Below are 10,145 nucleotides of genomic sequence, written 5' to 3'. Positions count from 1 at the left end.
CCCAAGGCGCTGGCGTCGACGCCGAGGCCGGCGGGCCTTTGGCCGAGGCCCAACTTGCCGACGGAGCCGAGATCGACCAGATGACTGAGCGGGATCTGGACCGTACTGGTCGACTTGGACGCGATCGTCTGCAGGGCGGCCTTGGCCGTGTTGCCAAGCCCGGGCACATTGGCCATGGCCGTGGCGATCTGGCCGACGGTCGCCTTCGATGCCAGCACATCCGAATACGACACGCCGGTCAGGTTCAGCTGTGTGGCAAGACCGTCCACGAAGGAGAGCACGCTCACATCCGCGGAGATCAGCGCGTTGTAGTCCATGACGCTGAGCGAGATGTTGCTGCCGAGAAGCCCGCCGAGAAGCGCGTTGAGGATACCGCCATCGAGGCTGGCGAGCCTCGATCCGACCGAGAATGTCGCCTGTGGCGTCATGCTGGCGGTGGCTTGGGTGCCGATGACGGGAGTGGGGATCAGCGAACTCGCGAAATAGCGGGCGGGGATCTTCTTCAGGGTGACACGGACGGCATTGTAGGGGGTTATGCTGGCCTGGAAACGCTGGCCCACATTGGCCCCGGATGCCACATATCGCCCGGGCGTGACCGTCACGACGGTTTTGCCGACCGCCGGCTCGATCGTCTGTCCCGAGCTTTGAACGACAACCCCTGGCATGCCGTTGTCGGTCAGCGTGGTAACGACCGCTGTATTGACATTGGTCATGTTCGAGGCGGCGGTGATCGCCGCCAGATCCACCATTGCCTGCGCTTCGCGGCGCTCGGTGTAGATCGAGGCTTCGTCGATGGCCACTGCGGCCAGCGCCAGCGCCACCGGCGCGCTCAATGCCGCCATGACGGTGAAGTTCGCTTTCCTGTCACTCAGCATCAACCGGGCAAGCCGACCGATCCCATTGCACGCATGCAGCAGCATTCAAATGCCCCCGACCCTGATCGTTGACTGGCGCCTGATCGTGGTCCCGGGCATGGCTATGCCCGGGAAAAGGTTCCAGATCGGCAGGTTGCGGGCGTCGTATTGGATGGACACCACGAACTGGCTTCCATCGGCCGTGCTGTCGTTGGCCTGGTAGGTCAACTTGCTGACATCCACGAAGGGATATCCGCCGGCATTGTTGGTGACGAAGCTGGCTACGAGCGTTTGACGTTCGGTCTGGTTCAACCCGGCAATTGCCGTGCGGGCGGCATCCGCTGCGATCTGCTGGATCGAGTTGGCGGCGCCGAAGTATATACCGTATGCAACCATCCCGAGTAGAAGAAGAATGAAAATCGGTGAAAGTAAGGCAAACTCAACCGCAGAGGTACCGCGCTCTTCTTGAAATTTCCGCATTAGTTGACGGATTTTGGGCAATTTACTTGCTCCGTTACTCATAGCCGCCGCGCGTCTGAAGCTCGAACCGTATAGAAGGTATTCGTAATGTAACCTCAGGTTGCTTAAGAACGCATTAAGACATTCCGGCAAACTGGCATGGCTCCCGATTCGCGGTGAAAAATAGCGTCGAGGTGAAGAAACCAAGTCAAGCTTTTGGTTTCGGCTGGTGTTTCAGCGGCCACACCATAGCTTTCGTCCGCCTTACTTTGGGTGACCCAGAGAGTCTGTTGAAATAAAAATTCTCCGCGTTAGTGTCTGGGCACGAGCCGCAGGACGGGAACCAGCGGCGCGCTCAAAGGGGTCAGATATCGGCTCCAGGGCGTCAACACTTAATAGGCGCGCCAACGGCAGCGCCGACAGGGAGAACTTCATGCTGAAAAACATGCTGAAGGCGACTGTGTTCGCCACGACGATGACGCTGGCCGCCGGGACGTTCTACACGCAGGCCTTTGCCGAGACCGTCTATAACAGGGGCACCGCCGCTGAATCGGAGTCGGTCGATCCGCACAAGACCTCGACGGTTTACGAAGCCAATGTCCTGCGCGACCTGTTCCAGGGCTTGGTCATGCAGGACCAGAAGGCCAATCTCATTCCTGGTGCCGCCGAGAGCTGGACGGTTTCGGACGACGGAACCGTCTATACGTTCAAGCTGCGCAAGGACGGCATGTGGTCGGATGGCAGCCCGGTTACGGCGGACGATTTCGTCTATGCCTTCCACCGGCTGGAGGATCCGGCGACCGGCGCCGAATATGCCTCGATGCTGTATCCGGTAAAGGGTGCGGAGGACGTCAACACCAAGAAGGGCAAGCCTGAGGACATGGGCGTCAAGGCGATTGACGCAAATACCCTGGAGGTCACGCTGAAGGCGCCGACGCCCTACTTCCTGGAGATGCTGACCCACCAGGCGACCTATCCGGTGAGCAAGGCCTCCATCGAAAAGCTCGGCGCCGATTGGATCAAGCCCGGCAATCTCGTTTCGAACGGCGCCTATACGCTGGCCGAATGGGTTCCCAACGATCATATGAAGCTGGTCAAGAACCCGAAATTCTGGGATGCGGCGACCGTCAAGTTCGACGTCGTCAACTACATCCCGACCGAGGACCGCTCTTCGGCGATGAAGCGCTTCGAGGCAGGCGAACTGGACAGCTACGACGACCTTCCGACTGAACAGCTCGCCGATCTCAAGACCAAGTTTGGCGACCAGATCCACGTTGGACCGTATCTCGGCACCTATTATTATGCGATCAAGACCGACAAGGCGCCGTGGGATAATGTAGAGCTGCGCAATGCCATCTCGATGGCGATCGACCGCGACTTCCTCGCCGAAAAAGTCTGGCAGAACTCGATGCTGCCCGGCTATTCGATGGTGCCTCCCGGCATCGAAGGCTACACGCCGGCAATGGCCAAATATGCGGACATGCCGCAGATCGACCGCGAGGATGCGGCCAAGAAGATCCTCGAGAAACTCGGCTATACGCCCGAAAAGCCGCTGAAGATGGAAATCCGCTATAACACGTCGGAAAACCACAAGAACACTGCGGTGGCGATCCAGGAACAGCTGAAGCCGCTTGGCGTCGACGTCACGCTGCTCAACACCGACACCAAGACCCACTACTCCTTCCTCGAGCAGAAGGGCAACTATGATCTGGCACGTGCCGCCTGGATCGCCGATTACAAGGATCCGGAAACCTTCCTCGGCATCTCGCGCAAAGCCAGCGGCAACAATTATTCGGACTACAACAGCCCGGCCTATGAAGCGGCCATGGACAAGGCGGCCGCCGCCGGCGGCAACCCCGAACAGCGCATGAAGGAACTGGCCGACGCCGAACGCATCCTGGTCGACGACGTCGGCCAGATACCGCTCCTCTATTACAGCTACCACGATATCGTCTCCTCGAAGCTGCATGGCTTCGTCGACAACGTGATGGACGTGCATCCGTCGCGCTTCGTCAGCAAGGACTAACCCTGGCCAAGCCACCGCGCCCTCCAGGCGCGGTGGCGATGGTTTGCCATCGCATCGGCCCGGGTACCGGAATTCGATTTCGGCAAATGTCGGTGCGAAGATTTGAAAGCTGGAGCGCGGCCGTCCAACTGGACGCGCGCGGCTCTGGATCAAGCGGGGCACCGATGCTGCGATACGTATTACGGCGGCTTCTGACCGCCATTCCAACGCTGTTCGTCATCGTGACAATGGCGTTTTTCCTGATGCGCGTCGCGCCGGGCGGTCCATTCAACCAGGAGCGGGGGCTCAGTCCCGAGATCAGGGCCAATCTCGAAGCCCAGTTCGGCCTCAACGACCCGCTCTGGCTGCAATTCGTCCACTACCTCGGCAATCTGTTGCGCGGCAATTTCGGTCCGAGCTACAACATGCCGGATTTCACCGTCTCGGAACTGTTCGCCAAGGGGCTGCCGATTTCGGTCCAGCTCGGCGCCTCGGCGCTTGTCCTGGCGCTGCTGCTCGGTTCCGTGCTCGGCACCATTGCGGCGCTCAATCAGAACAAGCTTGGCGACTATACGGTGATCGCGCTGGCGACGGCCGGCAGCACCATCCCAACCTTCGTCATCGCGCCGGTGATCCAACTCCTGTTCGGGCTGACCTGGAGGCTGCTGCCGATCGGTGGGTGGGGCGATGGCGCTTTCATCAACAAGGTCGGTCCGGTGCTGACGCTCGCCCTGCCGCAGATCGCCATCGTCGCCCGGCTGATGCGTGGCTCGATGATCGAATCCTTGCGGTCCCACCACATCCGCACGGCGCGCGCGCTGGGCCTGTCCGACTGGTCGGTGGTGGTCAAGCATGCTTTGCGCGGCGCCATCCTGCCGATCGTCTCCTTCACCGGTCCGGCGGCGGCGGCACTGCTGACCGGCTCGGTCATCGTCGAGACGATCTTCTCCATCCCAGGCGTCGGCCGCTATTTCGTCGATGCCGCGCTCAATCGTGACTACACGCTGGTGATGGGAACGGTGGTGGTGATCGCCATCTTTACCATTGTCTTCAACCTGATCGTCGACGTCATGTACGCGGTCGTCGATCCGAGGGTGCGCTATGACTGACATCGCGGCCACAGTCGCCCCCACCGTCATCGGCCGTTCGCTCTGGGGGGATGCCTGGGCGCGGCTCAAGGCCAATCGCGCCGCCATGTTCAGCCTGTATTACCTTGCCCTGATCGGGGTTGTCAGCGTGTTCGGGCCGTGGTTCGTGCCGCATCAATACACCACCATTTATGCCGACTATGTGCGCATGCCGCCAAGCCTGTCAGCCTATCCGAAGGCCGACATGATCGAGACGGCGCTCACCGAAGCGATCAAGCGCATGCGGGTCGACATCAAGGAATGGCGGCAGGAAGGCAACCAGGTCTTCGTCACCGTCAAGTCGACCAGGCCGATCGACGATCGCAACATCCGCTATCTTGACCGATCCGATGCCTTTGACGACACCAAGATCGAGAGCAAGTCGCCGGACGGTCTCGAAGTGACGATGAGCGCCTCGATCAAGCAGCAATATTTCCTGTTCGGCACCGACAACACCGGACGGGACCTGTTGTCGCGCACGCTGATGGCCGGGCGTATATCGCTGGCCATCGGCCTGCTCGCGGGCGTCGTGGCGGTGGTCATCGGCGTGGTCTACGGGGCCGCTGCCGGTTTTGCCGGAGGCAAGGTCGACGAGGTGATGATGCGCATCGTCGACGTGCTCTATTCCTTGCCCTTCATCTTCTTCGTCATCATGCTGGTGGTGTTCTTCGGCCGCAACTTCGTGCTGATGTTCCTGGCCGTCGGCGCCGTGCTGTGGCTCGACATGGCGCGCATCGTGCGTGGCCAGGCACTGTCGATCCGCCGCCAGGAATATGTCCAGGCGGCGGAAGCCATGGGCATCGGCCAGCGCGGCATCCTGCTGCGCCACGTCATCCCCAACCTGCTCGGCCCGGTGGTCATCTACATGACGCTGCTGGTGCCGCAGGTGATCATCCTGGAAAGCTTCCTATCGTTTCTCGGCCTCGGCGTGCAGGAGCCGATGACCAGCTGGGGCGTTCTGATCTCGGTCGGCGCCAAGAACATCGGCACCGCCAACTGGCTGCTCCTGTTCCCCGCCTTCTTCCTCGTCTCGACGCTGTTTGCGCTGAACTTCGTCGGCGACGGCCTGCGCGACGCACTCGACCCGAGGGATCGCTAAGATGGGGATCGCTAAGATGCGGATCGATAAAGAGGGGGACCGCTGAGATGGCTGCTTCCGAAACGATCCTCAGCGTCAAGGATTTGCGTGTCCGCTTCCGCACGCTCGACGGCGCCGTCGAGGCGGTCAAGGGCATAAACATCCATGTCAAATCGGGCGAGACCGTTGCCGTGGTCGGCGAATCCGGCTCCGGCAAAAGCCAGACGATGATGGCGGCGATGAGCCTGCTGGCGTCGAATGGCGAAGCGACAGGCAGCGTCGACTATCGTGGCCGCAATCTTCTAACGCTCAGCAAATCCGAGCTCAACAAGGTCCGTGGCCGCAAGATCAGCATGATCTTCCAGGAGCCGATGACTTCGCTCGATCCGCTCTATTCGATCGGCAACCAGTTGATCGAACCGATCCGCCGTCATCGGGGCCTGAATGTCGCCGAGGCGCGTGAAGAAGCGCTCAAACTGCTGCGGCTGGTGCATATTCCCGATCCCGAGCGGCGGATGAAATCCTATCCGCACGAAATGTCGGGTGGCCAGCGCCAGCGTGTGATGATCGCGATGGCGCTCGCCAACGACCCTGACATATTGATCGCCGACGAGCCGACGACGGCGCTCGATGTGACCATACAGGCGCAGATCCTGATGCTTCTGGCCGAATTGCAGCGCAAGCTCGGCATGGCGATCGTCTTCATCACCCACGATCTTGGCATCGTCCGCCGCTTTGCCGATCGGGTCTATGTCATGCGCCAGGGCGAGGTTGTCGAGGAGGGGGAGGCGGAGGCCATCTTCGTCAACCCACAGCATGCCTACACGAAAATGCTGCTGGCGGCCGAGCCGACCGGCAGCAAGGCGCCGCCGCCCGCCAACGCCCCAGTGCTGCTCGAAGGCAGGAATGTCGAAGTGACGTTCAGGATCGGCGGCGGGTTTCTTGCTGGCGAACCGCTGATGCTGCGTGCAGTCGATCACATCTCGATCCGGCTGCAGCGCAACCAGACCATCGGCATCGTTGGTGAATCCGGCTCGGGCAAGTCGACGCTTGGCCGCGCCTTGCTGCGGCTGTTGCCGAGTGACGGGCTCATCCGTTTCGGCGATCGCGACATTTCCCAAGCCGACAGGCAGGCGATGCGGCCGCTGCGGCGCCAGATGCAGCTCGTCTTCCAGGACCCGTTCGGCTCGTTGTCGCCGCGCATGACTGTCGGCCAGGTCATCACCGAAGGACTTCTGGTGCATGAGCCTGACCTTTCGGGCAAGCAGCGTGATCAACGCGCGGTCGAGGCATTGCGCGAGGTCGGCCTCGACCCCAACGCCCGCAACCGCTACCCGCACGAATTCTCCGGCGGTCAGCGGCAGCGCATCGCCATTGCCCGCGCCATGATCCTGAAGCCCAGGCTGGTGGTGTTGGATGAGCCGACTTCGGCGCTCGATCGCTCTGTGCAGAAACAGATCGTCGAACTGCTGCGCAAGCTGCAGGCGGACCACGAATTGTCCTATCTCTTCATCAGCCACGATCTGTCGGTCGTGCGCGCCATGGCCGACTACATCATCGTCATGAAACAGGGCAAGATCGTCGAGGAAGGGCCGACCGAGGCGATCTTCAGCAATCCGCAGCACGCCTACACACAGACGCTGATGGCCGCCGCGATCGACGTGACGCGATTTCGCCTGAGCGCCTGAACCGGGCTCTGCACCGAGGCGTTGGCTGTCCGCTCAATTCGCGGACCTCTGGCACTTGCGCGCTCGCACGGCCGCAATGGCATCCTGTTGCTGCTTAAGCCGGTCGATCCTGGCTGTTTGACGGTTGGCTACCGCGGTCTTCACGCGTGAGCCGCCGAGCAGCCAGCGTGGAACATTGGTGTTGGTGACCTTGCCGCGCGTGATTGCCGTTTGCGAGATGTCACGGGCGACGTCTCCCATCGCGCTGTTGAGGTCGGTGCACGTCATTGAATCGTATTTCGCTGGATCGACGGTTCTGCCGAGCGATGAACAGCCAGCGACGAGAACCAGCGTCATCACAAGAATCAAGGGCGGGGCTGTGGTTGAATTCAAATTCATGTCGCACTCGGCCCGCCGTTTCACTCATTCCATCAGGTCAATCGACCCTAGAGCCGACGGGCCTTTTCGTCAAAATATGCGGCCGCGAAAGAACCTGCCACAGGGCTCGGCCATGCGGTCGACAGCAGGAACATCCCCAGTCTGAATTGCTATTTGCCGGGTGTGGAGTTCAATCGCTGGCAAACGGAGAGTGCCGGTTCCGGCGACGTCGAGGCGGCTTTCCTAAGCTGCTTCGGCCACCAACGTCGACGGGGGACCGCCGAGCACTGTCTGAGCGATCTCGGCGTCATTTTCATCGACATGCGCCGTCACCAGGACGACGCCCTCGGCCACGTCCTGATCATCCGCCTTTATGGCGGCTTTGGCGAATGTTCCAAACAGACCGCCGGCAACGCCGCCACAGACCGCGCCAGCCACCGCTGTTGGCAATACGCTCGCAGCAACAGGATTGATGCCAACTGCCGCAACGGCGCTCAGACATGCCAACCCGCCGGCGGCAGCGCCCAGTACCGACCCCAAAGCGGAAACCCAAACAGATCCTGTCTCGTCATTGTAAGGCCCGATGATCGCGATCTGTACGCGAGGAATTCCGGCCGCCACCAGGTCGCTAGCGACCCGCGTCGCATCGGCGTGGGAATCAAAAAGTCTGCTAATCGTCGGCATGGTCGCTTAACGCTTCGGGCTGTTCAGCAGCGTGTCGGTGAGGAATGACGCGGCAATCAGGTCGTCAACCTCGATTCGGCCCTCGCCGCCCTCCATGATGGCCGCGACCTTCTGGAAGGTCTTCATCTCGTCTTCGGTAATCTGGGCTTGCTGCATCCTGGCCTTGATCTCTGTTACTCGCGTGCTCAGGGCATCGGATCGTTTGGTCTCACGGTTCGACATGCTGCTGCTCTTGGTTTCATCGATCATTTTTGCCCGCCACCCCGAATTTGGGGCAAGCGCATGCGTTTCCAACCTGGACTTCGGTCGGGCAGGGGTCAGACCTAAGTCTGGCTAGGGGCAATTGTCTTGCCGACGGTGCTGCCAAAAGCATGATCAAAGGGCCTCTCGTGGCCCGATTCCTTCAAGAATCGGGCCGGAGATCTGTGGTCAGTACCCGTCGTTCTCGATCACCACGGGATGGTGCCGATGGTGGTGGCGATGGGTGGAGACGGAACCTGTCACGACAACGGTATCGCGGTGATGATGCCGGCGCCCATGGTCGTAGAACGCCACAGTACCATGGCGGCGGTGGTGCAAGCGCTGACCGTCTTCGTTGATGATCTTGACGCTGCCGTGATGTCGATGATGGGTTCTAACAACCACATCGGCTTCGGCTGCCGAAGCCACGACGGGCAGTCCAATGGAAATCGCCAACGCGCACATGATCATTGTTTTCATTGCAATTTCTCCATTTTCTTAATTAGCCCTTCATTGGATTAACTGCCCCTGATCACTTTGGTTCCGGTGGTCCGGCATCGGCCCGAACGTTCACTGGTCATCGCCGGATCTCGTCAACGACGGAACATTAGACGTGCCTGATGGTTTTATTTCTCGCAGCCGGGATCACGATTTGGTGTCTGCTGCGGATCAGTCGGCAAAGACTGGTCGGCCCGCGTTCTCCGCAAGAGGCGCGGGCTTCCCCCAGGCAACAGGAGAGAGATCATGAACAATATCATTTGGCTCGTTGGAGCTGTGGTCATCGTGATAGCGATCTTGAGCTTTTTTGGCCTCCGCTAGCCGGACGCGCGTACCAGTTGAGATGTTTTCCGGAATCTGTCCGCGAGCGCACGCACGAAGGCATCAGGCGGCCGGTTGAGACCGTCTGGTTGCTGTCCAGTGCAACAGGCATCGCTGTCGGCCGGCGGGGAGACGCGAGTAATCTCGCTTGAGGGGCAGGTGGAGCGCCGAAGTCGGGATGCGCTAACTCTTTGTTTTTTCTGGTCGGAGTGGCAGGATTTGAACCTGCGACCCCCTCGTCCCGAACGAGGTGCGCTACCAGGCTGCGCTACACTCCGTGACCAGACCGCGGGCTTATAGCCGCCACACTTCGTTCCTGCAAGCGGCATGGCAGCACTTCTGTCGCATTTCATCGGCTTTCGTCGAGCATAGCCCGAAAGGCTCGGATTCCCTCCTGGGATAAACGTGGCTTAAAGCCTTCTGTGCTAAGCCGCAGTCCTCGACAACTCGTAATTTCCGCCACTCGGAGTTTTCCAGTCTTGTCCTTCAGCATCGTTGGCGACGCCCGGCCCAACAGTTTCGAGTTCGAAACCGAAGCGCTGATCAAGCCATCCGGCTTTCGAGAATATGATGCGCGCTGGTGGTTTGGCCATCCCGGCTCCGCGCAACTGCCGGAGCTCAATCTGATTGGCGTCCAGGCGCTCGGAATGGGGCTTGGCACGCTGATCCGCCGTGTCGGTGCCGGTCCCGATATCGTCACCGGGCACGATTTCCGCTCCTATTCGCTTGGCATCAAGCTGGCGCTGGTGTCCGGTTTGATGGCTGCAGGCGCTCGGGTGAGGGACATCGGACTGGCGTTGTCGCCGATGGCCTATTTCGCCCAGTTCGCACTGG

10 protein-coding genes, 1 tRNA gene and 1 pseudogene are annotated in these 10,145 nt (G+C 60.7%); 5 read left to right on the top strand and 7 right to left on the bottom strand.

Features of this window, described 5'->3' with window-relative positions; all coding sequences use genetic code 11:
* Both EN949_RS28385 and EN949_RS28380 read right to left on the bottom strand, forming a co-directional pair.
* Positions 1 to 920 (bottom strand): pilus assembly protein TadG-related protein (locus EN949_RS28385; protein ID WP_281039794.1); only part of this gene is annotated, 920 nt, incomplete at its 3' end.
* Positions 921 to 1,334 carry a TadE/TadG family type IV pilus assembly protein gene (locus tag EN949_RS28380; protein WP_206522859.1) on the bottom strand — a complete coding sequence of 138 codons (414 nt, stop codon included), beginning with the start codon at positions 1,332 to 1,334 and terminating at the stop codon, positions 921 to 923.
* Positions 1,335 to 1,746: 412 nt separating this feature from the next.
* Between EN949_RS28380 and EN949_RS28375 the strand changes: the two genes are divergently transcribed.
* From EN949_RS28375 to EN949_RS28360, 4 genes are all read left to right on the top strand, one after another.
* Positions 1,747 to 3,339, top strand: a complete 1,593-nt coding sequence (locus EN949_RS28375) for a peptide ABC transporter substrate-binding protein (RefSeq protein WP_013532692.1) — start codon at positions 1,747 to 1,749, stop codon at positions 3,337 to 3,339.
* Between the two features lie 164 nt (positions 3,340 to 3,503).
* Positions 3,504 to 4,427, top strand: a complete 924-nt coding sequence (locus EN949_RS28370) for an ABC transporter permease subunit (protein WP_127367381.1) — start codon at positions 3,504 to 3,506, stop codon at positions 4,425 to 4,427.
* Positions 4,420 to 5,544: an ABC transporter permease subunit gene (locus tag EN949_RS28365; protein ID WP_127367382.1), complete on the top strand. Its 1,125-nt coding sequence runs from the start codon at positions 4,420 to 4,422 to the stop codon at positions 5,542 to 5,544. The genes EN949_RS28370 and EN949_RS28365 overlap by 8 nt, the downstream gene beginning before the upstream one ends.
* Positions 5,545 to 5,591: 47 nt before the next feature.
* Complete coding sequence (locus EN949_RS28360; RefSeq protein WP_013532689.1) at positions 5,592 to 7,211, top strand: ABC transporter ATP-binding protein; 1,620 nt, start codon at positions 5,592 to 5,594, stop codon at positions 7,209 to 7,211.
* Positions 7,212 to 7,244: 33 nt separating this feature from the next.
* Here the strand turns inward: EN949_RS28360 and EN949_RS28355 are convergent, their stop codons facing one another.
* The 5 genes from EN949_RS28355 to EN949_RS28335 form a co-directional block, all read right to left on the bottom strand.
* Entirely contained in the window at positions 7,245 to 7,589 is a 345-nt protein-coding gene (locus EN949_RS28355; protein ID WP_127367402.1) for a hypothetical protein, read from the bottom strand.
* A gap of 222 nt (positions 7,590 to 7,811) precedes the next feature.
* Complete coding sequence (locus EN949_RS36755) at positions 7,812 to 8,252, bottom strand: hypothetical protein (RefSeq protein WP_027164086.1); 441 nt, start codon at positions 8,250 to 8,252, stop codon at positions 7,812 to 7,814.
* Between the two features lie 6 nt (positions 8,253 to 8,258).
* Positions 8,259 to 8,474, bottom strand: coding sequence for a hypothetical protein (locus tag EN949_RS28345; RefSeq protein ID WP_024503705.1), 216 nt, complete (start codon positions 8,472 to 8,474; stop codon positions 8,259 to 8,261).
* Between the two features lie 207 nt (positions 8,475 to 8,681).
* Positions 8,682 to 8,972: a hypothetical protein gene (locus tag EN949_RS28340; protein ID WP_013532685.1), complete on the bottom strand. Its 291-nt coding sequence runs from the start codon at positions 8,970 to 8,972 to the stop codon at positions 8,682 to 8,684.
* A 540-nt stretch (positions 8,973 to 9,512) separates the two neighbouring features.
* Positions 9,513 to 9,589 (bottom strand) — tRNA-Pro (locus tag EN949_RS28335).
* A gap of 201 nt (positions 9,590 to 9,790) precedes the next feature.
* Here EN949_RS28335 and EN949_RS28330 point away from each other — a divergent pair.
* Positions 9,791 to 10,145: pseudogene (locus EN949_RS28330) on the top strand (phosphomannomutase/phosphoglucomutase); the annotation flags it as partial.

The organism is Mesorhizobium sp. M7A.F.Ca.US.007.01.2.1, from assembly GCF_003998165.1.
Taxonomy (GTDB): domain Bacteria; phylum Pseudomonadota; class Alphaproteobacteria; order Rhizobiales; family Rhizobiaceae; genus Mesorhizobium; species Mesorhizobium ciceri.
This window is presented reverse-complemented; position numbering and strand designations above follow the sequence as displayed.

Bases quoted from the DNA above. Each gene is read 5' to 3' on its own strand.
- EN949_RS28345 (WP_024503705.1), bottom strand. From the start codon at position 8,474: ATGTCGAACCGTGAGACCAAACGATCCGATGCCCTGAGCACGCGAGTA.
- EN949_RS28370 (WP_127367381.1), top strand. From the start codon at position 3,504: ATGCTGCGATACGTATTACGGCGGCTTCTGACCGCCATTCCAACGCTG.
- EN949_RS28365 (WP_127367382.1), top strand. From the start codon at position 4,420: ATGACTGACATCGCGGCCACAGTCGCCCCCACCGTCATCGGCCGTTCG.
- EN949_RS28360 (WP_013532689.1), top strand. From the start codon at position 5,592: ATGGCTGCTTCCGAAACGATCCTCAGCGTCAAGGATTTGCGTGTCCGC.
- EN949_RS28355 (WP_127367402.1), bottom strand. From the start codon at position 7,589: ATGAATTTGAATTCAACCACAGCCCCGCCCTTGATTCTTGTGATGACG.
- EN949_RS28375 (WP_013532692.1), top strand. From the start codon at position 1,747: ATGCTGAAAAACATGCTGAAGGCGACTGTGTTCGCCACGACGATGACG.
- EN949_RS28340 (WP_013532685.1), bottom strand. From the start codon at position 8,972: ATGAAAACAATGATCATGTGCGCGTTGGCGATTTCCATTGGACTGCCC.
- EN949_RS36755 (WP_027164086.1), bottom strand. From the start codon at position 8,252: ATGCCGACGATTAGCAGACTTTTTGATTCCCACGCCGATGCGACGCGG.
- EN949_RS28380 (WP_206522859.1), bottom strand. From the start codon at position 1,334: ATGCGGAAATTTCAAGAAGAGCGCGGTACCTCTGCGGTTGAGTTTGCC.